At 46.2% G+C, this 26,025-nt stretch carries 25 protein-coding genes; 24 read left to right on the top strand and 1 reads right to left on the bottom strand.

Features of this window, described 5'->3' with window-relative positions:
• The first annotated feature begins 71 nt into the window (after positions 1 to 71).
• From M3636_RS27570 to M3636_RS27460, 23 genes are all read left to right on the top strand, one after another.
• On the top strand, positions 72 to 824 hold the full coding sequence (locus tag M3636_RS27570; RefSeq protein ID WP_128099769.1) for a VWA domain-containing protein: 753 nt from the start codon (positions 72 to 74) through the stop codon (positions 822 to 824).
• On the top strand, positions 808 to 1,755 hold the full coding sequence (locus M3636_RS27565) for a serine/threonine protein kinase (RefSeq protein WP_145410365.1): 948 nt from the start codon (positions 808 to 810) through the stop codon (positions 1,753 to 1,755). The genes M3636_RS27570 and M3636_RS27565 overlap by 17 nt, the downstream gene beginning before the upstream one ends.
• 43 nt (positions 1,756 to 1,798) lie before the next feature.
• Positions 1,799 to 3,238, top strand: coding sequence for a tRNA lysidine(34) synthetase TilS (gene tilS / locus M3636_RS27560; RefSeq protein ID WP_251384637.1), 1,440 nt, complete (start codon positions 1,799 to 1,801; stop codon positions 3,236 to 3,238).
• 53 nt (positions 3,239 to 3,291) lie between these two features.
• Positions 3,292 to 3,831, top strand: coding sequence for a hypoxanthine phosphoribosyltransferase (gene hpt, locus M3636_RS27555; protein WP_056697438.1), 540 nt, complete (start codon positions 3,292 to 3,294; stop codon positions 3,829 to 3,831).
• A gap of 100 nt (positions 3,832 to 3,931) precedes the next feature.
• Positions 3,932 to 5,977, top strand: coding sequence for an ATP-dependent zinc metalloprotease FtsH (gene ftsH / locus M3636_RS27550; protein ID WP_145410369.1), 2,046 nt, complete (start codon positions 3,932 to 3,934; stop codon positions 5,975 to 5,977).
• A 333-nt stretch (positions 5,978 to 6,310) separates the two neighbouring features.
• Positions 6,311 to 7,249 carry a quinolinate synthase NadA gene (gene nadA, locus M3636_RS27545; RefSeq protein WP_056697442.1) on the top strand — a complete coding sequence of 313 codons (939 nt, stop codon included), beginning with the start codon at positions 6,311 to 6,313 and terminating at the stop codon, positions 7,247 to 7,249.
• Positions 7,250 to 7,284: 35 nt separating this feature from the next.
• A complete protein-coding gene (gene nadB, locus M3636_RS27540; protein WP_251384636.1) occupies positions 7,285 to 8,901 on the top strand; it encodes an L-aspartate oxidase in 1,617 nt (538 codons plus the stop codon).
• Positions 8,898 to 9,764: a carboxylating nicotinate-nucleotide diphosphorylase gene (gene nadC / locus M3636_RS27535; protein ID WP_251384635.1), complete on the top strand. Its 867-nt coding sequence runs from the start codon at positions 8,898 to 8,900 to the stop codon at positions 9,762 to 9,764. The genes nadB and nadC overlap by 4 nt, the downstream gene beginning before the upstream one ends.
• 6 nt (positions 9,765 to 9,770) lie before the next feature.
• The gene (locus M3636_RS27530; protein ID WP_056697447.1) at positions 9,771 to 10,541 is read left to right on the top strand and encodes a type III pantothenate kinase; all 771 of its coding nucleotides are present in this window, start codon (positions 9,771 to 9,773) and stop codon (positions 10,539 to 10,541) included.
• Between the two features lie 121 nt (positions 10,542 to 10,662).
• Positions 10,663 to 11,550: an Hsp33 family molecular chaperone HslO gene (hslO, locus tag M3636_RS27525; RefSeq protein ID WP_285859245.1), complete on the top strand. Its 888-nt coding sequence runs from the start codon at positions 10,663 to 10,665 to the stop codon at positions 11,548 to 11,550.
• A 23-nt stretch (positions 11,551 to 11,573) separates the two neighbouring features.
• Positions 11,574 to 12,524: a peptidyl-prolyl cis-trans isomerase gene (locus M3636_RS27520; protein WP_251384634.1), complete on the top strand. Its 951-nt coding sequence runs from the start codon at positions 11,574 to 11,576 to the stop codon at positions 12,522 to 12,524.
• A gap of 339 nt (positions 12,525 to 12,863) precedes the next feature.
• Complete coding sequence (gene cysK, locus M3636_RS27515; RefSeq protein ID WP_128099777.1) at positions 12,864 to 13,802, top strand: cysteine synthase A; 939 nt, start codon at positions 12,864 to 12,866, stop codon at positions 13,800 to 13,802.
• Between the two features lie 142 nt (positions 13,803 to 13,944).
• Positions 13,945 to 15,537 carry an anthranilate synthase component I family protein gene (locus tag M3636_RS27510; RefSeq protein ID WP_251384646.1) on the top strand — a complete coding sequence of 531 codons (1,593 nt, stop codon included), beginning with the start codon at positions 13,945 to 13,947 and terminating at the stop codon, positions 15,535 to 15,537.
• A 67-nt stretch (positions 15,538 to 15,604) separates the two neighbouring features.
• Positions 15,605 to 16,180 carry an aminodeoxychorismate/anthranilate synthase component II gene (pabA, locus tag M3636_RS27505; RefSeq protein WP_056697455.1) on the top strand — a complete coding sequence of 192 codons (576 nt, stop codon included), beginning with the start codon at positions 15,605 to 15,607 and terminating at the stop codon, positions 16,178 to 16,180.
• A gap of 1 nt (position 16,181) precedes the next feature.
• Positions 16,182 to 17,066 (top strand): aminotransferase class IV, encoded by an 885-nt coding sequence (locus tag M3636_RS27500; RefSeq protein ID WP_251384633.1) that lies wholly within the window; start codon positions 16,182 to 16,184, stop codon positions 17,064 to 17,066.
• A complete protein-coding gene (folP, locus tag M3636_RS27495) occupies positions 17,063 to 17,926 on the top strand; it encodes a dihydropteroate synthase (RefSeq protein WP_251384632.1) in 864 nt (287 codons plus the stop codon). Before M3636_RS27500 ends, folP begins: the two co-directional genes overlap by 4 nt.
• A 61-nt stretch (positions 17,927 to 17,987) precedes the next feature.
• Positions 17,988 to 18,350, top strand: coding sequence for a dihydroneopterin aldolase (folB, locus tag M3636_RS27490; protein ID WP_128099780.1), 363 nt, complete (start codon positions 17,988 to 17,990; stop codon positions 18,348 to 18,350).
• A 9-nt stretch (positions 18,351 to 18,359) separates the two neighbouring features.
• Entirely contained in the window at positions 18,360 to 18,908 is a 549-nt protein-coding gene (gene folK / locus M3636_RS27485) for a 2-amino-4-hydroxy-6-hydroxymethyldihydropteridine diphosphokinase (protein WP_145410380.1), read from the top strand.
• Positions 18,860 to 19,063 carry a helix-turn-helix domain-containing protein gene (locus tag M3636_RS27480; RefSeq protein WP_056697464.1) on the top strand — a complete coding sequence of 68 codons (204 nt, stop codon included), beginning with the start codon at positions 18,860 to 18,862 and terminating at the stop codon, positions 19,061 to 19,063. Before folK ends, M3636_RS27480 begins: the two co-directional genes overlap by 49 nt.
• Positions 19,064 to 19,263: 200 nt before the next feature.
• Positions 19,264 to 20,283, top strand: coding sequence for a tRNA dihydrouridine synthase DusB (gene dusB / locus M3636_RS27475; protein WP_056697465.1), 1,020 nt, complete (start codon positions 19,264 to 19,266; stop codon positions 20,281 to 20,283).
• A gap of 247 nt (positions 20,284 to 20,530) precedes the next feature.
• Positions 20,531 to 21,007, top strand: coding sequence for a transcription elongation factor GreA (gene greA, locus M3636_RS27470; RefSeq protein WP_056697486.1), 477 nt, complete (start codon positions 20,531 to 20,533; stop codon positions 21,005 to 21,007).
• 120 nt (positions 21,008 to 21,127) lie between these two features.
• Complete coding sequence (gene lysS / locus M3636_RS27465) at positions 21,128 to 22,639, top strand: lysine--tRNA ligase (RefSeq protein ID WP_251384631.1); 1,512 nt, start codon at positions 21,128 to 21,130, stop codon at positions 22,637 to 22,639.
• Between the two features lie 231 nt (positions 22,640 to 22,870).
• The gene (locus tag M3636_RS27460) at positions 22,871 to 24,250 is read left to right on the top strand and encodes a TrkH family potassium uptake protein (protein WP_128099784.1); all 1,380 of its coding nucleotides are present in this window, start codon (positions 22,871 to 22,873) and stop codon (positions 24,248 to 24,250) included.
• A 207-nt stretch (positions 24,251 to 24,457) separates the two neighbouring features.
• Here M3636_RS27460 and M3636_RS27455 read toward each other — a convergent pair whose 3' ends face one another.
• Positions 24,458 to 25,060, bottom strand: coding sequence for a TetR/AcrR family transcriptional regulator (locus M3636_RS27455; RefSeq protein ID WP_145410384.1), 603 nt, complete (start codon positions 25,058 to 25,060; stop codon positions 24,458 to 24,460).
• Between the two features lie 89 nt (positions 25,061 to 25,149).
• On the opposite strand from M3636_RS27455, the gene M3636_RS27450 reads away from it, so the two are divergent.
• Positions 25,150 to 25,692: a hypothetical protein gene (locus M3636_RS27450; protein WP_251384629.1), complete on the top strand. Its 543-nt coding sequence runs from the start codon at positions 25,150 to 25,152 to the stop codon at positions 25,690 to 25,692.
• The last annotated feature ends 333 nt before the right edge of the window (positions 25,693 to 26,025 follow it).

Below are 26,025 nucleotides of genomic sequence, written 5' to 3'. Positions count from 1 at the left end.
CTGTTTGAACTCTCTCCAATCTGGCAATGCTATTCATAGAGTTGGAGAGTTATGAAGCGGAGGGATATCGAATGAAGCAAATTTTGTTGATAACCGACGGTTGTTCAAATGTAGGTACAAGCCCTGTACTCGCTGCTTCTGAGGCGAACGAGGAAGGGATTACGGTCAATGTTGTTGGCGTTATAGATTATGGCACAATAGGTGAACTAGGAAGCCGGGAAATAGAAGAGATTGCGAAGGCTGGGGGTGGGATCAGTCAGATTGTGGGGACGAGGCAGCTTGCTCACACCATGCAGATGATGACGAGAAAAACCGTGGTTCAGACAATTCAGCAGGCGGTTAATAGAGAGTTAACACAAATTTTGGGAGATCAAAATCCCAAAACAGTGACTGATCTTGACCCAGAACGGCGTTCTCAGGTTGTGGAAGTGATGGATAATATGGCGGAGACAGCCCCACTGCAGGTCATTCTGTTAATCGATGTAAGTGCGAGCATGAAGCCTAAGCTCGCAGCTGTAGAAGAGGGAATTCGAGATTTGATGTTAAGTCTCCAAGCACGTGCTGGATCAAGCCGACTTTCGGTATTTCATTTTCCTGGACGTCACAGTGGTGAAGAGGCGGTTATGGATATCAACTGGACAAGCGATCCGGGGAGTATCCGGTCGTTGTTCGGACGTTTGCAGATGAGGGGGGCGACGCCTACAGGTCCTGCGATTCAGAAGGTGATTGATTTTTACCGATATGGTACACTGGAGGAACAGCAGGAAATAGAAGGGAAATATCGCATTGAAAGAGAAGGGATGCTCGGTGACAACGTTGTCTGACGCCTCTTTCCCGCCAGGAACAGTAATTACCGGGAAATGGAATCGCAGCCGTTATACGATTCGAAAGTTGCTGGGCAAAGGAGCCAACGGCATCGTCTTTCTTGTCCAGCGAGGTGAAAATGGCAAGCACTATGCACTTAAAATGGGGTTTGATCCCGTAGATTTGCAATCAGAGATCAATGTGCTCAAATCTTTTCAATTACAGCGCAATCATGAGGCCCTTCGGCAGAGCGGCATTCCCTCCTATCTCAAAGATGTGGATGATTATGCCGTTCGTGGCCGTGATATTCCTTTTTACGTGATGCGTTATGTTCGAGGTGAGGCTCTACATCACTTCATTCGACGTCAGGGTACGGAATGGACACTGTTGGTTGGACTCAGGCTTCTGCAAAAACTGGCACAACTGCATCAGGCGGGATGGGTATTTGGTGATCTTAAACCGCAGAATGTACTTGTATCGGATTATGGTCATGTGGAACTGATCGATTATGGTGGAGTTACATCGATTGGCCGTAGTGTCAAGCAGTTTACAGAGTGGTATGACCGAGGATTCTGGAATGCCGGAAGTCGAACTGCTGATAGTACCTATGATGTATTTGCTTTTGCGATGCTGATGATTCATGTATTGGAGGCAGACGCGCTCAAGGCACTTGCTGCTGAAGGGTTACCACAATTGCGGAGTGTGAACCAACTGGTGAGCCTGGTGGAGCGGAGTGAACGACTTAGGCCGTTTCGTCATTGGATGATCCAGGCGTTGCGAGGTCAATTTCGGGATGCCGAACATGCGACCAAGGGTTGGAAGGAGCTCATGGCTCGGCCGATTCCTTCGAGACGTCGTTCTCAGCATTCAACGCCAAGATGGCTCAAAAATGCATTTGCTATATCTGTTATATTACTTATTGGAGTTCTGATCTATGCACTTCGGTTCTAGTGTACATGGTGCATATACATAACGTAAGGAATGAGGAAAAGGTATGGAAGCTTTACGCTGGGACAAGCTGGTGAGACATGTTTTGGATGCAGCGGAAGAGCATCAATTATGGGTTCCTGAGGATCGGATTGTCGTCGCTGTGTCGGGCGGACCGGACTCGGTGGCTTTTTTGCATATCATGCACGATATAAGCTCAAACCATGTACCGTTAGAATTGATCTGTGCTCATGTACATCATGGATTTCGAAGTGAATCCGATCAAGAAGCGGAAATGGTGGAGGCACTGGCAACCCGTTTGGGATTGCCGTTCGAGTGGATACGAGCAGATATTCCTTCTTATATGAAGATGACAGGTCAAGGATCTCAAGAGGCTGCACGTGATCGACGGTATGCATTTTTGCATGAGGTGGCGAGTAAATACGATGCAGCAAGCATCGCACTTGCTCATCATGCCGACGATCAGGCGGAGACGGTCATGCTTCATTTGCTGCGTGGCAGCGGCCTATCTGGACTGAGTGGAATGAAGTTTAAACGGCGTGAAAAAAATGTGGAACTTATTCGTCCATGTCTTCGTATAAACAAGACAGACCTTGTAGAAGCTTGTAATACCAGGGGATTTCCGTACTTTACGGATGAGAGCAACGCTCTGCGTAAATATCGGCGTAATGCCATTCGTTTGGATGTCCTTCCTTTTTTGGGGCAGTATAATGGACAGTTAACGCCGTCATTGAATCGACTCGCTGAAATAGTAAGCGATGAAGACGATTTCATGGAACAAGGTGCATATGACGCATACAGGTGTCTAGTGCAGGAGAACGGCGGAAGGCTAACCTTTGAGGTGCCTTCCTTTTTGAAGTTACATGTCGCTTTACAACGAAGGTTGATTAAACTAATATTGAATTATCTGCCTTTGGACAGTGATTTTGTCGACTTTACCCGTATCGAAACCATTCGTCGGAAGGTAATAGAGCCCTCTGTGACGACCTGGAGCCTGGATATCGGACAGACACTTGTCTGTACCCGGGAGTATGATTTGATCTCCTTTGGCATACGGAATGACGTACAGGATCAAACCTACGAGTATCGTCTAACGAATTGGAGTGAAACGCATGAGTTTCCTCTCTCCGAAATCAACCGATTTCTTCGCTTGACGACCGTAATCCCCGAGGACTATCTTGCACCGGAATCAGCGAACCAAGCCGCATTTGATGCGGATCAACTGGTTATGCCGCTGATTGTGCGTTCACGGTTACCTGGAGATACCATGAAAGTCATGGGATTAAACGGAAGCAAAAAGGTGAAAAATATTTTCATCGATGAAAAAATCCCACCCTCTGTCCGTCCACGAATTCCAGTGGTATGTGACGGAGCGGGCAACATTATTTGGTTGCCTGGTGTTCGTCGCTCGAACGTTGCACCGGTTCAAGAGGATACTTCCGCAATTTTATACATGACTGTAGGCGATTCAGCGATTCAGGGGTAGTGGTTATGGTTCAGGTAAGGCTTTCATAGTATAACTTTAGGAGGTTCGCACAGTTGCAGAACGATATTCAAGAAGTATTGATTAGCGAAGAAGAGATTCAGAGTAAGGTTAAGGAACTAGGCGCAACATTAAGTGCCGAGTATGAAGGTCGCAACCCTTTGGTCATTTGTGTGCTCAAAGGTGCGTTTATATTTATGGCTGATTTGGTTAAGAACATAACGGTACCTGTTGAAATGGACTTTATGGCAGTATCGAGTTATGGCGCTTCCACCAAATCGTCAGGGGTTGTCAAAATCATTAAGGATCTGGATGTTTCGGTTGAAGGTCGCGAGGTTCTGATTGTCGAAGACATTATTGATAGTGGACTCACACTCAGTTATCTGATTGATCTACTTGAAAACCGTGGCTCCAAGTCTGTGCGTGTAGTTACGCTGTTTGATAAGCCATCAGGCCGCAAGGTCGAGCTTGAAGCTCATTACACAGGCTTTGACATTCCTGACGCGTTCATCGTTGGATACGGTTTGGATTACGCTGAGCAGTACCGGAATCTCCCTTATATCGGGATTTTGAAGCCGGAAGTCTACACCAGCTAATATCATCCTGGACCCAAGCCTTGAGAGTTTCCTGGCTTCTGTTGAGAAGCCGTGTCGGGCTATGTTAAAATAATTAAAGTGTCTCGAGAGGAGGTAGGGGATGAATCGGTTCATCCGGAATTCTGCTTTTTATTTAATTCTTTTTTTAGTTGTGGTGGGCATAGTCCAATTCGTCAGCAATGGCGGCGAAGCCACCGATAATCCTAGATATGATCAGTTGCGCGCAGCAGTTAAGGCCAACAATGTCTCTGAATTGACGGTTCAATTCGACGGTCAGTCGTTTCTGGTAACCGGTCAATACAAAGAGAAGCCTGCAGAAGCCAAATCAGAAAACTTCTCAACGTATATTCCTCCTACGGATGAAGCGATTAGTGAGCTTGTAGCGGCAAGTGAAACTAATAATTTTCAGTTTAATCAGGAGCCAATGAGACGTGACAGCATCTGGCTGACACTGTTGACCTCTTTTATTCCTTTGATCATTATGTTCCTGTTGTTCTTCTTCCTGTTTAATCAGGCGCAAGGCGGCGGCGGTAAAGTAATGAACTTTGGTAAAAGTCGGGCTCGTCTCTATAACGAAGAGAAAAAACGGGTTACGTTTGAAGACGTTGCTGGTGCTGATGAAGAGAAGCAGGAACTTGTTGAGGTCGTTGACTTCCTCAAAGATCCTCGTAAATTTGCAGCAGTAGGTGCACGTATTCCTAAGGGCGTATTGCTCGTAGGTCCTCCGGGTACTGGTAAAACATTGCTCGCACGTGCCGTAGCCGGTGAAGCGGGTGTACCGTTCTTCAGTATTTCCGGTTCTGACTTCGTCGAAATGTTCGTCGGTGTCGGTGCATCACGTGTACGTGATTTGTTCGAAAATGCGAAGAAAAATGCCCCATGTATCATCTTTATTGATGAGATTGATGCTGTAGGTCGTCAGCGTGGAGCTGGCCTTGGCGGTGGACACGATGAACGTGAACAGACGCTCAACCAGTTGCTCGTTGAAATGGACGGATTCGGCGCTAACGAAGGTATCATCATCGTAGCTGCAACGAACCGTGCAGATATTCTTGACCCTGCCTTGCTGCGTCCAGGACGTTTTGACCGTCAAATTACGGTTGACCGCCCAGATGTTAAAGGCCGTGAAGCTGTCTTGAAAGTACACTCTCGTAACAAACCTCTGACCAAAGATGTGAAGATGGATGTTATCGCGAAGCGTACAACGGGCTTCTCTGGTGCTGATCTAGAGAATCTCTTGAACGAAGCAGCATTGCTTGCAGCACGTCGTAATCGTAGAGATATCTCCATGAAAGAAGTTGACGAGGCGATTGACCGTGTCATTGTTGGTACGGAGAAGAAGAGCCGTGTTATCAGTGACCGTGAGAAGCGGATTGTTGCTTATCACGAAGCAGGTCACACCATCGTTGGTTATTTCTTGGAACATGCCGATATGGTACATAAAGTTACTATCATTCCGCGCGGACGTGCGGGTGGATATGTAATCATGTTGCCAAAAGAAGATCGTATGCTTGTCACCAAGCAAGAGCTGCTCGACAAAGTAACAGGACTCCTTGGAGGCCGTGTTGCAGAAGAATTGTTCATCGGCGAAATTGGTACTGGTGCATACAGCGACTTCCAACAAGCGACAGGTATTGTTCGTAGCATGGTTATGGAATATGGTATGAGTGAAAAATTGGGTCCAATGCAATTCGGAAGTTCACAAGGACAAGTGTTCCTTGGTCGTGATATTGGACATGAACAGAATTACTCGGATTCCATTGCATATGAGATTGATCAGGAAATGCAACGCTTTATTAACGAATGTTACGAGAAATGTAAGGACTTGCTCGTAAAACATACGAGAGAGATGCATCTGATCGCAGAAACATTGCTTGAAGTGGAGACTTTGGAAATGGATCAGATCAAGCAATTGATCGAGACAGGTTCTCTGACTCCGGTAGCTGAGAGCAACAATGATGATGAAGGTACGCCGAGCGAAAGCGGAGAGCCAATCGTTGATAACATCGGCGATGTGCGTGTCCGTATCCAAGGCAAGGATGAAACACCTGGAACACCATCGGGTGATATTCCTAACGAAACTCCGAATCTGGATAAACCTAACGGCAATGATCCAGATGATGGTGGAACGAAACCAACATCATAATTCAAATTAATGATCTGTCTAATGGCAGATACACAGAGGAGAGCCCAAGGGCTCTCCTTTTTTATGTCATAAGAATCAATTCAGGGATAATGATACGCATGCCGATTATTTTAAATTATATATAACGATAATGATGAGATTGAGGAAGAACCATGCAGAAAATGGGGGGTTATCAGGGAGTTCTGCAGCCTTTTCATTTATTGACAGAGTCGTGAACGTTGTGTACATTAGGTGTTAAACCGCTTGTGATTCGTTTCTCAAGCGAAAAATGATGACGTAGACAGTCATACGAAACAGTGAATAACGCTGTCCCGATAAAGGAGAGGATCACAGGTGGAAGCTCTGGCTTTAGAGCGCAAGGCTGAGATGAACCGTGAGCTGCGTGAGCGGCTGATGGAGTTGAAAAAGGAACGTAATGCTATTATTCTTGCTCATTATTACCAGCGTGATGAAGTACAGGAAGTTGCCGATTTTCGAGGAGATTCATTTCTGTTAGCTCAAAAAGCTGCAGAGACCGATGCAGATGTAATCGTATTCTGTGGAGTTCATTTTATGGGTGAAAGCGCTAAAATTTTGGCACCAAACAAAACGGTTATTATTCCGGATGAACGTGCAGGTTGCCCGATGGCTGATATGGTCAACGTTGAAGGGCTCCGTAAGTTAAAAGCACAACATCCAAATGCCAAAGTGGTTACGTATATCAATTCCTCGGCAGAGATCAAAGCAGAAACGGATATCTGTTGTACCTCAGCAAATGCAGTTAAAGTGATCCAATCTGTTGATTCCGATGAAATTATCTGGGTACCTGATAAAAATCTAGGTCATTATGTGCAACAACATACGGACAAGAAGATGATTATCTGGGAAGGGTATTGTAATACCCACGATATGCTTACGGTTAAAGACGTTGTTGAGATGAGAGCGAAATATCCGAATGCTGAATTTGTTGTCCATCCTGAATGTCGCCCAGAAGTAGTGGAGATGGGTGATTTCGTAGGCAGCACTACAGCGATTCTTGAATACTGCAAGAAGTCTACAACGAAAGAGTTCATCGTAGGTACGGAAGATGGCACAGGGTATCAGCTTCGTCTGGATAGCCCAGACAAACAGTTTCATTTTGCCACCAAGTTTCTCGTTTGCCCTAACATGAAGGTGAATAACCTGAAGAAACTGGTGAAGTGTCTGGAAACGATGAAGCCGCAAATTTACGTACCACCAGCTGTTGCTGACAAAGCTAGAGAATCACTAGAGCGCATGTTACTGGTGAAGTAACGAGCGTTACTCTTGCTCCAAGACGGGTGAATAAAATGATACCTTCATACTTAGTTGATTTTGATCTGTCCTCACTGCCTGTAGTTGAGACGGATGTGCTAGTGATTGGTTCAGGCATTGCGGGATTGTTCACTGCCATCAAAGCCGGTGAAGAGCGCCGTGTGTTGATGATCACGAAGAAATCGTTATTGGAAAGTAACACACGGTATGCCCAAGGAGGAATTGCCGCTGTCATTGCAGAGGATGATTCCCCCGCATACCATTTGCAGGATACCTTAATCGCTGGAGCAGGCTTATGCCGCTCCGCAGCGGTTGAGGCGTTGGTGAATGAAGGCCCAGACGGTGTTAAGGAATTAATCAGACTGGGAACAGCATTCGATGAGGAGAACGGCGTGCTGGCGTTGACGCAGGAAGGAGCGCATAGCCACCGCCGTATTTTGCATGCAAATGGAGATGCAACAGGGTATGAAATTGTGCGAGCGCTGGCTGTGGAAGTGAGTGAGCACCCAGGCATTGAAGTATGGGATGAACATTTTGTTATTGATTTGATCACGGATCATGGTGAATGTATAGGAGCCCTTGTCCAAAAGGCAGATGGCTCACAGGTGTTTGTAAAAGCTCAAGCAACAGTTCTATGCTCTGGCGGTGCAGGGCAGTTGTATCGATATACTACGAATCCAGAGGTCGCAACGGCTGACGGGGTAGCTATGGCTTATCGTGCCGGAGCTGTCATTCGGGACATGGAGTTCATTCAATTCCATCCGACCTCCTTATGTTACCCGGGAGCCCCACGTTTCCTCATATCGGAGGCGGTACGGGGTGAAGGTGCTGTTTTGCGTAACGTGAAGGGCGAACGCTTCATGGAACGCTATCATGAACAGCTTGAGCTGGCTCCTCGAGATATTGTAGCTAGAGCGATTGTCAGTGAAATGGAAGCCACCAACAGTACCTTTGTCTACTTAGACATTACGCATGAATCAACAGAACTAATCAAGCATCGCTTCCCCACAATTTATGAAACCTGCATGCGGTACGGACTTGATATGACCACAGACTGGATTCCAGTTGCACCTGCAGCCCATTACATGATGGGGGGGGTGAAGACAGATCTTAGCGGCGAGAGCAGTATTGGCAGGTTGTTCGCATGTGGTGAGGTTTCATCTACAGGGGTACACGGGGCGAATCGCCTGGCGAGCAACTCCTTGTCCGAAGCCATCGTGTTTGGGCGAAGAATAGTGGAGCGAGTTCTTTCGCTTCCTCCTCTAGCTCCAATCCGTTATGAGCATTTTGCTGGAGGTATCGGAAGAAAAGTCGTGGCAGAGCAAAGACCTGTATCTGAACGACGTCTACGACTACAGAAAATGATGGTTCGTTCTGTTGGTCTGCGCCGTAACGGGGTTAATCTGCAAGGAGCTATAGAACAGCTTCAGCATGAATTGCACTATTTTGACCAGATGCTTACACAAAGGGAAGAGATGGAGTATGCCAACCTTTTGACATGTGCATGGCTAGTGACTACAGGTGCGTTACATCGGCAGGAAAGCCGAGGGGCACACTATCGGGAAGATTTCCCGCAGCGTGATGATGTAGTCTGGCAGAAGCATAGTCTGCAGCAGCGAGAACAAGCGATTGTGGAGGAATTGATGTCATGATATTGAACGGATATAATGAAGAACTCATCGAAAGAATTAAAAGCTGGCTTCGTGAGGATGTTGGTGCAGGCGATGTGACCTCTAGTGTAACGATTCCGGCAGGCCATCAATCCAAGGCGGTTATTCATGCCAAAGACAAGGGTATTATTGCAGGTATCACTGTAGCTGAACTGGTGTTTCAAGTGGTAGACCCTACGCTAGTGTTTAAACCGATGGTTCAAGATGGCGACTTGGTTACAAAGGGCACCATTTTGGCTGAGGTAGAGGGAAGCACACACCGTTTGTTAACGGGTGAACGGCTGGCTCTGAACCTGCTGCAACGGATGTCGGGTATTGCCACGCGTACACGTTCTTATGTTGATGCACTTGAAGGCCTAGCGACGAAGCTGGTAGATACACGCAAGACTACACCGGGTCATCGATTACTTGAGAAGTACGCCGTGCGTGTGGGTGGTGGATCGAATCATCGCTTTGGTTTATATGATGCGGTTATGATCAAAGATAATCATATCAAGGGTGCAGGTGGCATTACAGCCGCAGTTGAGCGTGCTAGAGAAGCTATCCCGCATACCATGACCATTGAAGTGGAGACGGAAAACCTGGATCAGGTACGAGAGGCATTGCAAGCTGGGGCAGATATCATTATGCTGGATAACATGCATCCGGATCGCATGCGTGAGGCAGTTGCATTGATCCACGAGCAGTCTCCGCATGTAAAAGTTGAGGCTTCAGGTAACGTCTCTTTGAAAACCATTCGTGGCATTGCAGAGAGCGGTGTGGATGTAATCTCAGTTGGCAGGTTAACCTACTCTTTTGAGAGCCTGGATATTAGCCTTGATTTAAACGAAAAGAAAGAGGGGTGAACCTCTTTGATTCTTGTAGTAGACGTGGGCAACAGCAATATCGTTCTTGGTGTATATCAAGGCCGAACGTTGCTCCACCATTTTCGCCTGAGCACATCTCGTCAGTCCACAGTGGATGAATATGGCGTATTGATTTATAATTTATTTCATATGTCCGGTATCTCTACACGTGACATTGAAGGAGTTATCATTTCATCTGTCGTTCCACCACTGGTGAATGTGATTGAAACGATGTGTGCTAAGTATGTTGGCAAAAAGCCAATGCTTGTTGGACCTGGAATTAAGACAGGACTTAATCTGCGTTACGAGAACCCTCGTGAAGTAGGTGCAGATCGGATCGTTAATGCAGTAGCAGCCGTTCATAAATATGGGGGGCCGCTTGTTGTTGTTGATTTCGGAACAGCGACGACATTTGACTGTATTGACGAGAAGGGCAATTATCTAGGGGGTGCCATCGTACCAGGCATTCATATTGCCACAGAAGCACTGTACGAGCGGGCGTCGAAGTTACCCCGTATTGAGCTAGAGAAACCCAAGAAGGTCATAGGCCGTAATACGGTTCATGCCATGCAAGCGGGTATTATCTATGGTTATGCAGGGCAAGTAGACGGGATTGTGGAACGCATTCGCGAGGAGCTAGGAGCGAAACCAAAGGTCATCGCGACAGGTGGACTTGCTGCCTTGATTGCAGAGGAAACCCGCAGCATCGAAGAAGTTGATCCGCTGCTTACGCTTGAAGGGCTGCGTATCATTTATGAGCGGAACCGGGAAAGGTAAGAACAAAGGGCGCAGACAGCGGGCTGATTAGACAGTCTTACGTGTTGTGCCGTTTTTTTTTCTTCTACATTAGATGGATACACAATAATACATGGCAAAACGCCAAAGGAGGCTGAATGACTTGGAAAACAAAAAACAAGATCGATTAATTCGAGGTACAGCAATGGATGGACGGGTTAGAGCATTTGCTGTCCAAACGACAGAATTGGTTGAGGAGCTGCGCAGAAGACACGATACGTTTCCCACGGCTACAGCTGCCATGGGGCGTACCCTTACAGCTGCGGCTATCATGGGTGCTATGCTTAAGGGAGAAGAGAAGCTCACCATCCAGGTAAAGGGCGATGGCCCAATTGGCCAAATTGTAGCAGATGCTAATGCGAAAGGCGAAGTGCGTGGCTATGTCTCCAATCCACACGTGCACTTGCCTAGCAATAGTATGGGCAAGCTTGACGTTAGGGGTGCAGTAGGAACGGAAGGCTTCGTCAATGTAACGAAAGACCTTGGACTGAAAGAGCCTTACCGTGGTAGTGTCCCAATTATTTCTGGTGAACTGGGTGAAGATTTCACGTACTATTTTGCTAAGTCAGAGCAAACGCCGTCTGCTGTAGGTGTAGGTGTTCTGGTTGATACGGATAATTCAGTGATCGTGGCAGGTGGATTTATTGTACAGCTCCTTCCGGGATTGTCCGATGATGAGATTACAGTTATTGAAAAGTCCATCGGTACACTGCCGCCAGTTACAACTTTGCTGGATCAAGGACTTGAGCTTGAACAATTGTTGACTCGAATCCTCCCTGATGTACAAGTACTAGATGAAATGGATATTCGATTCCGTTGTGAGTGTTCGCGGGAACGCGTAGAGCAAACGCTCATTAGCTTAGGCCAATCCGAGATGGAGCAATTGATTGAAGAAGAAGGTCAAGCTGAAGTGGTATGTCAATTCTGTAATGAAGCGTATGATTTCAACAAGGAACAACTTGAGACCATTCTGGAGCAAGCCAAGAACTGATTCTAGCGGGGACGGGATACGGAATGACAAGGCAAGAAAAAGGATTGTGGACGGCTGTCATTGTCTTGACGCTTGGTATGCTTGTGATGGGTTCAGTCATGGTGGTGCAGGGTCTCAGAACAGGTCGTGAAGAGGGGGAACTGCCCCATGATTCTGGTCAAGAAGAAGGTAGCGCTGTAGCCACCATTAATGGAGAGGTAATTACGGATAAGGAATGGACAGATGCTTTGAAGAAGCGCTATGGCAGTGAACTACTGCTTCAGATGCTCAACCGCAAAGCAGTATACGCCGAAGCCGTTGCCCGTAATCTAACGGTATCACCTAAAGAAATTGCGAAGGAACTTCACAATGCCATGGATGGATATGATTCGGAACAATCGTATTATGACGAGATGCAGTCTCAGCTTGGTTTATCTAGGCAGGATCTTGAACTGGAGGCGGGGTATAGGCTTCTATTGGAGAAGATTGCAACGAGCAGCATTCAGATTAAGGATTCAGATATCGAGCGTTACTGGAATGAGCATCGGGAAGATTACGTTTCTCCGGAGAAGTATGATCTGTCCATGATCGTGGTGAAGGATGAAAGAGAAGCGGATTCCTTATTGGAAGCTCTGGAAAACGGGGCGGACTTCGAGCAGATCGCACGTGTCGAATCGATCGACAGCTTCTCTCGTGATTTGGGTGGAAAACTAGGTTGGATTGAGCAGAATGATCCATTTCAACCTGAAGAAGTATTGAATCTTGCAGGTCAATTGGAGATTGGTGATATTGCAGGACCTGTAGATATTCAAGAAGGGTACGCCATCATCAAATTGAACGATATTCAGGAACGTCAGGAGCAATCGGCAGAAGAGGCTCACGAAGAAATTCGGATGCAACTGGCATTAAGTCAAGCAGACCCGCTTCCCCAGGTGGAAGAAAGACTTCGAGACAAGTATGAAGCGGTGGTCGTGTCCGATATTCCGGCGTCATAATTTATGAATAGATCTTGCGAATTAACTTCATCGTGATAAAAATACTCTGTCTACAGGCCTAAGGCCCGGGGCAGAGTATTTTTTTTAAGTACTCATATTGACAATAGGGCGTAAGGTTGATAAGATGAAAATAATCAAATACCTACTCGTTTACTCGGAATAAAAAATAAAAACTAAAAAGAAACCTACGGAATCCCCATACTGGTTAGAGAATATGGCTGGCAGCATGGACGTTAACGGATTTCCGCAGTTCTTCTATAACAACCAGAGGCTGCTTCAGCCGTACATGTATAGGTAACCGCACCAAGTATTATTCATCCAACTAAGGAGGGCATTCATATGGCTAAAGTAGTAAATAACGTAACAGAACTCATCGGAGGTACTCCGCTTGTTCGTCTGAACCGTATCGTACCAGAAGGCAGTGCTGAAATATTCGTGAAGCTGGAGTATCAGAATCCAGGGTCAAGCGTTAAAGACCGTATTGCAGTTAGCATTGTAGAAGAAGCGGAAAAAGAAGGCAAGTTGAAACCAGGTGATACCATTATTGAAGCAACAAGTGGTAACACAGGAATCGGTCTCGCGATGGTGGCTGCAGCTAAAGGCTATAAGTCCGTTATTGTTATGCCTGAAACAATGAGCTTGGAGCGCCGCAACTTGCTTCGTGCTTATGGTGCTGAGCTTGTGCTTACGCCTGGAGCTGAAGGTATGAATGGTGCTGTCAAAAAAGCGGAAGAACTCCTGAAGGAGAATCCGACCTATTTCATGGCTGAGCAATTTAAAAATAAAGCGAACGTGAAGATCCACCGTGAAACGACTGGCCCTGAGATTGTTGAAGCGATTCAATCCGTGGGTGGTACGTTGGATGCTTTCGTTGCAGGGATTGGTACAGGCGGTACAATTACAGGAACAGGTGAAGTGCTGAAAGAAGCGTTCCCTTCTGTAAAAGTTATTGCTGTAGAGCCAGCGGCTTCGCCAATTTTGGCTGGCGGTAAGCCAGGACCCCACAAAATCCAAGGAATTGGAGCCAACTTCATTCCTGAAATTTTGGATCAAGAAATCTATGATGAGATCATTCACATTGAGAATGATGATGCATTCGAAACAGCTCGCCTGGTAGCCAAAGAAGAAGGTATCCTGTCTGGTATCTCTTCTGGTGCAGCGATTCGCGCAGGTTTGCAAGTCGCTAAACAATTGGGTGAAGGCAAGCGTGTAGTAGTTATTGTACCAAGTAACGGCGAACGTTATTTGAGCACACCGCTATACAATTTCGAAGCTTAATTCTGTACCGAATATACATTCAATCCTCCTTGCCCATATGAAGGGCGAGGAGGATTTTTTGCTGAACGCTTTTAAAAGGAGCGGTGCTTTAGTATACTATCAGACAATAGAACTAGCGACAGATGGAGGGCGGTACACCGCAATGACACACGTGATGACAACATACGCCGACTGGACAGAGTGGGCCAAACAAGGCTGGACCATGCTGCCATATATGATGAAGTCGGATGATGAGCCGAATCATGGCGGTTTACCGTTAACCTGGGAAGAGGCTTGGCAGCAGGCCTCACCTTATGCAATGGTGTTAGAGAATGGAAAGGGCGGAAGATACACATTTCTTGGACTACATCCCGTTTCCGTTATCTCTGGCAAGGGCAGCGAAGCAATCATCTATGACCTCGAAAAAGGAGATACAACCACGGAGAGCGGCAAGCCGCTTGATGTGTTGAAACGATGGTCAGCAGCCTACCGCGCTCCGAAGGTAGAAGGAGCACCAGATTTCGGGGGTGGTTGTGCTGGATATCTCAGCTATGATATAGCTCGATCTTTAGAGAAGTTGCCAACGATTGCTGAGGATAATCCAGAGCTACCGGACTACTGGTGGATGCGCTTTGAGGAAATCTGGGCGTATGATCATGAGCTGCAGGCTTTGTTCTGTATGGTTCATATGGCAATGCCGGAAGATCGAAGTGAACAAGCGTTATCTACGTTGTACGTTAAGGCAGAGCAGCGTGCAGTCTTGATGCAAGAGCGTTGGTTGAACATATGGACAGCTGCACAAGGTGAGCATCAATTGCAAGTCTCAACGGAGCGGAAGCAGCGACTGCTCATGTCACATAAGGAAGACGTATCGGATCTGGAAACGGAAGGGTGGAAGACAGCATTTCCCCAGCACCAGTTCGAACAAGCTGTGCATCAGGTGCAGGAATATATTCGGCAGGGAGATGTATTTCAGGTGAACCTGTCATTGCGACAGGAAAAGCAGCTGAATACCAAGGCAGAGCATATCTATGAATGGCTACGTCTCGTAAACCCATCCCCATACATGGGGATGTTACGCAGTCCTGAGTTTCAACTGGTCAGTGGTTCTCCGGAGCTGCTCGTTAAGGTGGACAATGGCAAAGTCAGCGCACGTCCCATAGCCGGTACTCGCAGACGTGGACGGGACGAGGCTGAGGATGAGCTGATGGCTTCCGAGTTGCTGAACAGCGACAAGGAACGGGCTGAGCATATTATGCTGGTTGACCTGGAGCGCAATGATATAGGGAGAATTGCAGCCTATGGATCGGTGCATGTTCCAGAGCTGATGACGATTGAGAAATACTCCCATGTGATGCATCTGGTGTCTCAGGTTGAGGGGACGCTGGCAACGGGTTTATCTGCTTTTGATGTCATTTCGGCTACATTCCCAGGTGGGACGATTACCGGAGCGCCTAAGGTACGTACGATGGAGATTATTGAGGAGCTGGAGCCAGTACGTCGTGGGCCATACACAGGTTCGATCGGATGGATGGATTACAGTGGCAATATGGAATTGAACATTGTTATTCGTACACTGGCGATCAAAGACAACGTAGGATACGTACAGGCAGGAGCAGGCATTGTTATTGATTCAGATCCATATCGCGAGTACAAGGAATGCCGTAATAAGGCGAGAGCGATGATGAGAGCTGTGCAGTATAGTGAGGAATCCTTACAGGTAGAGAAGTCGCTAGAAATAACGGAATCGGTCTAATTGGTTTTAAACTAAAAAATTGAAGCAACCGTCACCGCGTTGACGGATGAATAGGAGGAGCAGGCATATGATACTGGTTATCGATAATTACGATTCCTTCACGTACAACCTGGTTCAATATCTTGGTGAACTAGGTGAGACTGTAGAAGTACGTCGCAACGATGAAATTGATCTGGCAGGTATTGAGGCCTTGGCACCTGATCATATTCTGATCTCTCCAGGCCCGTGCACTCCAACTGAAGCAGGGATCAGCTTGGCTGTTATTGATCACTTCAAGGGTAGCATTCCGATCTTTGGCGTATGTCTGGGACATCAATCCATTGGACAGGCCTTCGGCGGTAATGTGATTCGAGCAGATCGCATGATGCATGGTAAGACATCCGAGATGCATCATAACGGTACATCCGTCTTTGCTGGATTACCGTCACCTTTTACAGCTACACGTTACCATTCCTTGATTGTTGAGCGCAGCAGCTTACCAGACTGCTTAGAGATCACAGCAGAAACTGCTGAAGGTGAGATTATGGGATTGCGCCATAAAGAGTATGCGATAGAAGGCGTTCAGTTCCATCCAGAATCGATTATTACAGATCACGGTCATCAGATGTTACGTAACTTCTTGTCCGGGCGGGTGACCGTATAACATGAACTATGCCGCGATCAACGGAGACGTAATCCATATGGCGGCAGCCGTGATTCCGGTAACGGATCACGGCTTTTTATATGGACTTGGTTTGTTCGAGACATTTCGGACGTATCGTGGCGTGCCGTTTCTGCTGGAGCAGCATTTAGAGCGAATGGCTGCTGGATGTCACGAACTAGGTATTCCTTTTACGGTAACGCCGGCAGAGGTAACAGATTGGATTCAGCGTTTGTTACAAGCAAATGAGTTAGAGGATGCTTATGTGCGTTATACCATCTCAGCGGGTGAAGCTCCTCTTGGATTACCATCAGGAGATTATATTCAGCCCAATCATATCTTGCTGGCCAAAGAGTTACCTCCCCTATCTCCCTCTCTCTATGAGCAGGGCAAGATGCTTCAATGTTTGACGACACCTCGCAATACGCCTGAAGGGCATGTTCGCTTCAAGTCGTTACATTATATGAACAGCATTCTTGCCAAACGGGAGTTGAATGGATATGGTGCACCAACTCAGGGCGCAGAAGGGCTGCAATTAACACGTAGCGGCTATGTGGCTGAGGGGATCGTAAGCAACGTATTTTGGATGATGCAGGGTGTGCTGTACACACCAGCGATTGAGACGGGTATTTTACCAGGTATCACTCGTGCTGTTGTGTTGCAGTTAGCATTACAGCAAGGTATTCCTTGTAAAGAAGGATTATTTCGCTGGGATGAGCTGCTGCAAGCAGACGAGGTTTTCCTGACAGGGTCAGTAACGGAGCTTGTGCCTGTCACGGCTTTGCGTGATCAACATGGAACGGAAACCATCATTAGCAATGGACAAATAGGCTCAGTTACATCCTTACTTCTGGGTATGTATCGAGAGAAAGCGGGGTATACTTCATGACACTTACGCCAGTTATATATGAACGAACTTATTCCTTTGGCCCAGCGGAATTAAAACTTGGAGACCGGACATTAATTATGGGCATCTTGAACGTCACGCCTGATTCATTCTCCGACGGTGGGCGTTACAATCATGTTGATCTCGCTGTGGCTCATGCCATACAGATGATAGAGGACGGCGCCGATCTGATCGATATCGGTGGGGAATCCACGAGACCAGGATCACAGGTTGTGAGCTCCGAGGAGGAATTAAGCCGGATTATTCCGGTAATTGAAGCGTTGCATCAGCAAGCTCCGCATATTCCGATATCCGTGGATACTTACAAGGCGGATGTAGCTCGACAGGCTATCCTGGCAGGAGCACATATCATCAATGATGTGTGGGGAGCCAAAGCTGACCCGGCTATGGCACAAACAGCAGCGGAACTTGGTTGCCCTCTGATGTTGATGCACAATCGACAAGAACGAGACTACTCCAATTATTTGCAAGATGTTGTACAGGATATCGAGGAAAGTGTGCAGATTGCCCTGAAAGCAGGTGTCCATCAGGATCAGATTATCATTGATCCGGGAATCGGCTTTGTAAAGGATCTGAAGGAGAATCTCACCTTGATGTCTTCATTAGCCATGCTGAACGAGCTAGGTTATCCTGTTCTACTAGCAACCTCACGTAAGAGGTTCATCCAGAACACCTTGGGGGTTAAGGCCGATGATGCAGTAGAGGGCACAGCTGCAACTGTAGCTTTTGGCATTGCACAAGGCTGTCAGATGGTACGTGTCCATGATGTAAAATCAATTCGTCGGACGGTAGATATGTGTGATGCCATGTTATATGCATCTCCAGGTTTGCGAAGAAAATAAGCCAGCTAGCTATGTAGCAAGGGATTGTGTTTTTTATTATACAAGGATAGGCGGTTATATAATGGATAGAATGGTGCTGCACCGGATGGAGTATTACGGATATCACGGGGTATTTGAGGAAGAGCGGAAGCTTGGACAGCGTTATTATATTGATCTGGAGATCGATATGGATTTGGGCGAGGCTGGACGTAATGATGACTTAACCAAAACAATCAATTATGCAGAGATTCATGAATTAGTGAAGCATGATGTCGAAAATACATCATTCCAGTTAATTGAAGCTTTAGGTGAGCATATTGCATCTTCTTTACTAGACACTTATACTATTATCAATGCATTGACAGTCAAAGTGACGAAGCCACACCCACCATTTGACATTCATTTTGGGGGCGTAACGGTAGAGCTTCGCCGCACAAGAAAGTGAGAACCGATCATGATTGCACATTCGACCTCTGATTCTTCAGAGGCTTATATTGCTTTAGGGGCCAATTTGGGCGACCGCGAGCAGACGTTGCTTGAAGCGTTAACGCTCCTGGATGCACATCCGCATATATCTGTCCTGCGCTGTTCTGCGCTGTATGAGACGGATCCTGTAGGGTATGTGAACCAGCCTGCGTTTCTTAATATGGCTATAGCTGTAACGACACAATTAACACCGGAGCAATTGCTCACGGAATTATTAGATGTTGAGAACCGGCTTGGACGTGTTCGTGATATTCGTTGGGGTCCTCGTACCGTTGATCTGGACCTACTCTGGGTCGCTGGAGAGACACGGGAGACTGAAGTGCTTGAACTGCCTCACCCACGCATGGGTGAACGGGCATTTGTGTTAGTTCCTTTATCAGACGTTGTCATGAAGAATGAGCCCTCAGGCTTGTTTGACTTTGTACATGCATCGTTGTCTGTTCTCGATGGAAAGGATGGAATACAGCTTTGGAAAACGTGCAATTGGCCAATCGAATCCGGGCATTCCGGAAGCTGAAAGGTTTGACACAACAAGAGCTCGCCTCGAAGACACGCATCTCACTGGCGACGCTTGGAACCATTGAACGTGGTAATCGCAAAGTATCCGAACAGGAGCTGAATCGGATTGCAGAGATGCTGGGGATCAGTGTATCGGAGATAAGAGGCGAGTAAGTCATCACTACTTGTGCCTTTGAGGGCATAACCATACAGGACTATGAATTATCGTTGATTTTATAGAGCACTTTTGATTCGTATAGATCACTTATGATCAAACACCATGTGCACGAAATACAACCGAAGTACAAATAACTACAACATTACGGGGACCCAAGTAAGAGTCCTACGGTTTGATGAGGAGTGTAACGACTAACATGCTGAAAATTGGTGGCATTGAAATGAAAAACCAGGTCGTACTTGCGCCGATGGCTGGTGTATGTAATCCGGCTTTTCGTTTGATTGCAAAGGAATTCGGAACAGGCCTCGTATGTGCGGAGATGGTGAGTGGTAAAGCCATTGTGCATGGCAATCAGCGTACACGTGAGATGCTGTTTGTTGATGAACGGGAGAAACCGCTGAGCCTGCAAATTTTTGGAGGCGATCGGGATTCGCTTATCGAAGCAGCCAAAATCGTGGACAAAGAAACAAATGCAGATATTATCGACATTAATATGGGATGTCCTGTGCCTAAAGTGACGAAGTGTGATGCAGGTGCAAGATGGTTGCTTGATCCAAATAAAATTTATGAGATGGTCTCCGCTGTTGTGGATGCTGTTGAGAAGCCAGTGACGGTTAAAATGCGGATCGGCTGGGATAGTGAACATATCTTTGCGGTTGAAAATGCACTTGCGATTGAACGTGCTGGTGGACAAGCGGTAAGTGTACACGGAAGAACAAGGGAGCAGCTCTATACAGGTACCGCGGATTGGTCACACATTAAGGATGTAAAAGAGGCTGTCTCGATCCCGGTCATTGGGAACGGAGATGTATCTTCACCGGAGGATGCCCGCCGTATGTTAGATGAAACGGGATGTGACGGCGTGATGATTGGTCGTGCTGCCCTGGGTAATCCATGGATGTTATATCGTACGATTCAATACTTAAGCACAGGTGAATTGCTTCCTGACCCGAATGGTGAGGAGAAGATTCGTGTTGCCATCCTGCACATGGATCGCCTGATCGCATTGAAGAATGAGACGGTTGCTGTACGTGAGATGCGTAAACATCTAGCTTGGTATCTGAAAGGACTGAAAGGTTCCGCTAGGATCAAGGATATCATTATGGAAGGTACCAAACGTGATGAGATGGTGCAGATTTTGGAGGATTTTGTAGGTAGACTGAAGTTGGAGGGTAACCTAGAAACTGAACCCGTCGCAGCAGGCAATGCATCCTAAACTAGGATTGTAAAACGTTTACAGATACAAGGGGCTTAACATTGACTTTTCGAGACCGTTCCCCTATAATTTCACAGTATAAATTCGCCATGTGCGTCATAAGGTTAGTGCATCAGGAGGACGTTCTGTTTCTCCGGAGAACTTCATATAGTTTCTAAGATGTATGTGGGCGGAGCTCTGTGAACAAACGGCATGGATTCCGTTGCCATGCAATCAAATTATTCCCATGACAGGAGAATCGGTTGAGATGAGCGATAAGGAAGTTATCCTTACACCAGAAGGACTCAAGAAGCTGGAAGAAGAACTGGAAACACTAAAATCAGTGAAGCGCCGTGAAGTGGCTGAACGGATCAAAGTAGCCATCGGTTATGGAGATATCAGTGAAAACTCCGAATATGAAGATGCCAAGAATGAACAGGCTTTTATCGAAGGTCGTATCATTACATTGGAGAAATTGCTCCGTAACGCTCGAATCATTAACAGCGATGAGATTGACACAGATGCTGTAAGTATCGGTGCAACCGTTACTGTAGAAGATCTCGAGTTCGGTGATATCACAGAATATACTATTGTAGGTACTGCGGAATCTAATCCGCTTCAGAACAAAATTTCGAACGAAAGCCCTGTTGGTAAAGCAATTTTGGGTAAGAAAAAAGGTACAGTTGTTGATGTGAGTGTACCTGCTGGCGTAATTCAATATAAAATTGTAGATATTAAAAAGTAATCATAGCAATGAAGCAGTAGGACACGAAAGACAAAAGCTTCCTTAGGGAAGCTTTTTCATCATATGAGGGTGACACCTCTGAGAATGTCTGCAATGTAAATAAGGAGATGAATACAGATCATGACGGATGAAGTCTTGAATCAGGAAACCGAACTTAGCGAGCTTTTGCAAATTCGCCGCGACAAATTGGACGAGCTCCGCAAATTGGGAATTGATCCTTTTGGCCAAAAATACGTGCGTACCGAAGAAGCCGGTTCTATTTTGAAGAAGTATGAAGAACTGACTAAGGAAGAGCTGGAAGAGAAGCAGATCGAAGTCAGTATTGCCGGACGGATTATGGCGAAGCGGGGAATGGGTAAGGCAAGCTTTGCGCATATTCAGGACCTGAGCGGCAGAATCCAGATCTATGTTCGTCAGGATACCGTGGCAGAGGACAAATACGCCGCATTCAGCCTGCTGGATCTCGGTGATATTGTTGGGGTTAGCGGTGTGATCTTCAAAACGAAAACGGGCGAAACTTCCGTTAAAGTGAAAGATCTAGAAGTGCTCTCCAAATCCCTCTATCCGCTACCGGACAAATTCCATGGCCTCACTGATGTAGAGCTGCGTTATCGTCAGCGCTATGTTGATCTAATTATGAGCCCGGATGTGCAACAGACGTTCATTTTACGTTCCAAAATCATTCAGTCCATGCGTCGTTATTTGGACTCTCTGGGATATCTGGAAGTGGAAACACCGACCTTGCATACGATCGCAGGTGGTGCTGCGGCTCGTCCGTTTATCACGCATCACAATGCGCTGGATATGGAATTGTACATGCGGATCGCAATTGAGCTTCACCTGAAACGCCTGATTGTTGGCGGATTGGAGAAAGTGTATGAGATTGGCCGTGTATACCGTAATGAAGGGATGTCGACACGTCACAATCCGGAATTCACGATGATTGAATTGTATGAAGCATATGCTGACTACAAAGATATCATGCATTTGACAGAGAATTTGGTTGCACATATTGCTCAGGAAGTATTGGGTACGCAAGTAATTCAGTATGGAGATCATGAAGTGAATCTTAAGCCAGAATGGCGCCGGGTTACGATGGTAGATGCGGTTAAAGAAGTGGTGGGTGTTGACTTCTCCGTGCATATGACGGATGAGGAAGCACACAGCTTGGCGAAGGAGCATAACGTTCCGGTGGAGAAGCATATGACATTTGGTCATATTCTGAACGCTTTCTTCGAGCAGTTTGTAGAAGAAACGTTGATTCAGCCAACTTTCATTATGGGACATCCGCTTGAAATTTCGCCACTGGCGAAGAAAAGCGATGTAGATCCACGCTTTACGGATCGCTTCGAGTTGTTCATTGTTGGACGTGAGCATGCGAATGCCTTCACTGAGTTGAATGATCCGATTGACCAGCGTCAGCGTTTTGAAGCACAGATGCTTGAGAAGGAACACGGGAATGATGAGGCACATGAGATGGATGATGACTTCATTCGTGCGCTCGAATATGGTATGCCACCGACAGGTGGACTGGGCATCGGGATTGACCGACTGATCATGTTGCTCACAAACTCACCATCTATTCGGGATGTACTGCTCTTCCCTCATATGCGTCCACGTACACAAGATTAATAGAGGTTGTTCAAAAAGTCTCACCTTCTCGGTACTGAAAACCGCCCTTTTTGAACACACACTAATAAGGAACGTTCTATGCGTTCATAATAGAAGAGGAACCTGCCGTTCAGTTTAAGCTGAGGCAAGTTCCTCTTTAGGTTTACATAGAAGGATCGTTAGAGCGAAGGAAACATCATGATATTTTCTTAGCCTTCATATGAAGATGAAGCTAGCTCTAGCAGGACTTTTATCGCTCAGCATGCTTGTATTTTGTTAAAAGAGGTGCCCTTCATGAAGTTCAGGCTTCACTTCCCTAAATTTCTATCCCCTCCGTTGATTCTGGTTGGTGGTTTTATACTTATCATCTCCATCGGAACAATTTTGCTAATGCTTCCGATCTCTAATCAGAGCGGCGAGCACCTGGCATTCATTGATGCGTTGTTTACGGCTACCTCTGCGGCATGTGTGACCGGACTGGTTGTTGTAGATGTAGGGACAACCTTCAATTTATTTGGTCAGATTATTATTATGGTGCTTATGCAGCTCGGCGGACTGGGCTTTATGACCATTGCTACATTGTTTGCATTGGTTATGGGTAAGCGTATTTCACTTCGGGATAGGTTACTGCTCAAAGAGGCCATTAACGCGGATAGTATGGAAGGTATCGTACGTATCATTCGTAAAGTGCTGATCTTTTCTTTTACCATTGAGGGAGTGGCGGCAGTTATACTGGCACTACGTTGGGCAACAGAGATGCCTGTGATGCAGGCTGTATATTATGGCGTATTTCACTCTGTTTCGTTGTTTAATAATGGTGGGTTTGATCTCTTTGGTAATAGCTTTCAGTATTATACGGGAGACTGGTTGTTCAACCTAACGGCTTCTATTCTTGTTGTCTCGGGTGGACTCGGCTTCGTGGTTCTGAATGATCTATTCGAATATCGCAAACGTCGTCGTTTATCGCTACAGTCGAAGTTGGTGCTATCTGTATCCGGTGCATTGATCGGAATCGGAGCTATCGTCCTATTTATCTTTGAATTCACTAATGGACATACTCTGGCACCGCTGAGTTGGAGCGAGAAGGTATATGCGGCCATATTCCAGTCGGTTTCGACCCGTTCATCTGGCACAAGCACCATTGATATTACAGAGATGAGACAGGCGACTCAGTTCTTCTTCATCCTATTGATGTTTATTGGGGCTTCACCAGGATCAACTGGTGGTGGGATCAAAACGACAACATTTTTAATTATGATCGGTGCCGTATATGCCATGATTCGTGGAAATAAAGATATCGTGTTCTTCCGTCAACGTGTTCCGAAGGAACTGCTTATGCGGGCATTGACCATTATTATGGTTTCCTTAATCATCTTCATGGTCGTTGTCATGCTGTTATTGACGACAGAGGATGCGCCGTTTCTCGCGCTTATGTTTGAGGCTGCCTCGGCAATTGGGACGGTTGGACTTACAGTGGGTGTTACTCATGAGTTAACCGATTGGGGCAAAATCATTATTACATTTACCATGTTTGTTGGCCGTATTGGGCCGTTAACGATTGCTTATGCGCTCCGTCCGCGCAAAGAGAAGAAATTGTACCGTCATCCAGAAGGACGAATCATTATCGGATAATGAAAGAAACCGTCAGACAAGTGGTCTAGCCGTTATTAGGGATAACATGGCTTGTACCAATATGTCTGACGGTATTTTTGGTTTACATGGCAGAATGTATTGAATCATATGATGGTGTGGGAGCATGATTGTTTGATAACACGGGATACAAGGTGCAAGACATAAAAACGAAAGGGCTAAACAAAGTAAGAGCTTGTGAATGGTAACTTACGGCTCTTGTGACCCGCATAAGGAGGCAAGATGCAATGTGAGGACGTCATCCATAACCTTCGCATTCATCGATTCAGGTCTGAGGATGGCGTGAATGCCTAATCCATCGACTAGTGCATACAATCGTTCGATCTCAAGCTCTACGTTTAGGTCTGGGTTTGTTAACCCAAGCTCCATCAGATGAGTAATGACATAAGTAACCATCCGCCGGAGTTCGTTATAGACATTATCCGCAAGCGACTTGAGCGCCGGATCTGTTTTGGATTTTACAGTAAAAGCGAACCATACCTCCATCTCTGCAAACTTCTCGTCTGTATTAGGCAAAAGTTCTAATAATATCTTCTTCATATCCTCCAGTGGAGGACCGGTGAGTGACATCTGATGATATCGGTGCGTAACTCGTTCAGATACCAAATTCATAGCATATAGGAGCAAATCGGATTGCGTAGAGAAATAATGACGCATTGAACCTGTAGATAGGTTAGCTTCTTTTGCAATATTACGAACAGAGGTGTGCTCCATACCATCCCTGCGTATGACGCGCCATGCTGCTTCGGCAACAAGTAAACGTTGTTTATCGTGATCAACTATTTTAGGCATGTCCTAAGTATATCATTGTTGCTTATTATAATACAATCGTGTTAAATTGTTTTTAGTACAACAGTGATAAAAAAAGGGGCGGTGAAACCTTGATTGCTTATTTTATTATAGGGTGTGAGATTGCCTTCTGGGTGTTTGTGGCTGCGGGCTTGAGTGTCCGATATCTACTTGGGATGAAAAGAACGGGAATTGCTCTTCTCGTGGCAACACCTATAGTAGATGTATTGTTATTGGTGGCAACGGTCATGGATCTTCAACGTGGAGCAACGGCCAGTATAATTCATGGTATTGCAGCAATCTATATAGGCGTGAGTATAGTGTATGGGCATCGCATGATCGCTTGGGCGGATCGGTACTTTCTCTATTGGTTCAGAGGCGGGGAGAATCCACGAGGTCAGAAGGTCTATGGCAGGGAGCATGCCAACCGTGAGATTCAGGGATGGTTCAGACATTTAGCCGCTTGGTGTATTGGGTGTTTGTTTCTATATATTATGATTCTGTGGATTGGTGATGCAGATCGCACGGAAGCATTCTCAGGTCTTATAAAAATCTGGGGAATGATATTAGGGATCGACTTTATTATTAGCTTCAGCTATAAGTTATGGCCACGCAAGATACCTCTTGAGAAATGAAGTAACATTTATGATGTGATCTAAAGAGAGGTTCGATAAGCGATTAACCTTATAGAAGACAGATAAATCTTCGAACCTCAATACATTTAATACACGTGAAGCTAACTTTGAAAAACAACTGATGTATATTTCTGAGGATAGAGCGGGAGTATAATATCTGTGTTTGTAGAGGGCGTTTTAGAGTGGTATGTCTTATTTTTTTAAACTTTCTTCAAAAAAAGCTTGCGTTCCAGATCTGTACATGGTATATTCTAATTCCGGCCAAGAAAACACGAGAAACACGGTGCGGCAAGCGAATCAAATAAGCTTCGAAAGAAACTTGAAAAAAAGAGC

The organism is Paenibacillus sp. MER 99-2 (genome assembly GCF_023714095.1).
Lineage (GTDB): Bacteria > Bacillota > Bacilli > Paenibacillales > Paenibacillaceae > Paenibacillus.
This window is presented reverse-complemented; position numbering and strand designations above follow the sequence as displayed.

What these genes read in the sequence shown, in the direction of transcription:
- M3636_RS27570 (WP_128099769.1), top strand. Translation starts at nt 72, where the DNA reads ATGAAGCAAATTTTGTTGATAACCGACGGTTGTTCAAATGTAGGTACA.
- tilS (WP_251384637.1), top strand. Translation starts at nt 1,799, where the DNA reads ATGGAAGCTTTACGCTGGGACAAGCTGGTGAGACATGTTTTGGATGCA.
- ftsH (WP_145410369.1), top strand. Translation starts at nt 3,932, where the DNA reads ATGAATCGGTTCATCCGGAATTCTGCTTTTTATTTAATTCTTTTTTTA.
- nadB (WP_251384636.1), top strand. Translation starts at nt 7,285, where the DNA reads ATGATACCTTCATACTTAGTTGATTTTGATCTGTCCTCACTGCCTGTA.
- nadC (WP_251384635.1), top strand. Translation starts at nt 8,898, where the DNA reads ATGATATTGAACGGATATAATGAAGAACTCATCGAAAGAATTAAAAGC.
- M3636_RS27520 (WP_251384634.1), top strand. Translation starts at nt 11,574, where the DNA reads ATGACAAGGCAAGAAAAAGGATTGTGGACGGCTGTCATTGTCTTGACG.
- cysK (WP_128099777.1), top strand. Translation starts at nt 12,864, where the DNA reads ATGGCTAAAGTAGTAAATAACGTAACAGAACTCATCGGAGGTACTCCG.
- M3636_RS27510 (WP_251384646.1), top strand. Translation starts at nt 13,945, where the DNA reads ATGACACACGTGATGACAACATACGCCGACTGGACAGAGTGGGCCAAA.
- pabA (WP_056697455.1), top strand. Translation starts at nt 15,605, where the DNA reads ATGATACTGGTTATCGATAATTACGATTCCTTCACGTACAACCTGGTT.
- M3636_RS27500 (WP_251384633.1), top strand. Translation starts at nt 16,182, where the DNA reads ATGAACTATGCCGCGATCAACGGAGACGTAATCCATATGGCGGCAGCC.
- folP (WP_251384632.1), top strand. Translation starts at nt 17,063, where the DNA reads ATGACACTTACGCCAGTTATATATGAACGAACTTATTCCTTTGGCCCA.
- folB (WP_128099780.1), top strand. Translation starts at nt 17,988, where the DNA reads ATGGATAGAATGGTGCTGCACCGGATGGAGTATTACGGATATCACGGG.
- folK (WP_145410380.1), top strand. Translation starts at nt 18,360, where the DNA reads ATGATTGCACATTCGACCTCTGATTCTTCAGAGGCTTATATTGCTTTA.
- dusB (WP_056697465.1), top strand. Translation starts at nt 19,264, where the DNA reads ATGCTGAAAATTGGTGGCATTGAAATGAAAAACCAGGTCGTACTTGCG.
- greA (WP_056697486.1), top strand. Translation starts at nt 20,531, where the DNA reads ATGAGCGATAAGGAAGTTATCCTTACACCAGAAGGACTCAAGAAGCTG.
- lysS (WP_251384631.1), top strand. Translation starts at nt 21,128, where the DNA reads ATGACGGATGAAGTCTTGAATCAGGAAACCGAACTTAGCGAGCTTTTG.
- M3636_RS27455 (WP_145410384.1), bottom strand. Translation starts at nt 25,060, where the DNA reads ATGCCTAAAATAGTTGATCACGATAAACAACGTTTACTTGTTGCCGAA.